Genomic DNA, 308 nt, shown 5'->3' with positions numbered 1-308 from the left:
AGGTAGCCGTAGGGGAACCTGCGGCTGGATCACCTCCTTAATCGACGACATCAGCCTGCTGATGAGCTCCCACACGAATTGCTTGATTCATTGTAAAAGACGATGCTGTAACGCGACCCTGTTATAGGTCTGTAGCTCAGTTGGTTAGAGCGCACCCCTGATAAGGGTGAGGTCGGCAGTTCAAATCTGCCCAGACCTACCATTACATGGTTCAGCCGTAGAATACGGGGCCATAGCTCAGCTGGGAGAGCGCCTGCCTTGCACGCAGGAGGTCAGCGGTTCGATCCCGCTTGGCTCCACCACTTTTG

The 308-nt window shown here is 54.9% G+C and carries 2 tRNA genes; both read left to right on the top strand.

The features are described 5' to 3' along the window. Nucleotides 1-125 precede the first annotated feature (125 nt). Nucleotides 126-202 (top strand) — tRNA-Ile (locus IRZ77_RS26730). A gap of 24 nt (nt 203-226) precedes the next feature. Next, nucleotides 227-302 (top strand) — tRNA-Ala (locus tag IRZ77_RS26725). Nucleotides 303-308 lie beyond the last annotated feature (6 nt).

The sequence above is a fragment of the Pseudomonas pudica genome, assembly GCF_015680405.1.
Taxonomy (GTDB): domain Bacteria; phylum Pseudomonadota; class Gammaproteobacteria; order Pseudomonadales; family Pseudomonadaceae; genus Aquipseudomonas; species Aquipseudomonas pudica.
The sequence above is the reverse complement of the archived record's forward strand: the minus strand, read 5'-3'. Positions and strand labels throughout refer to the sequence as shown.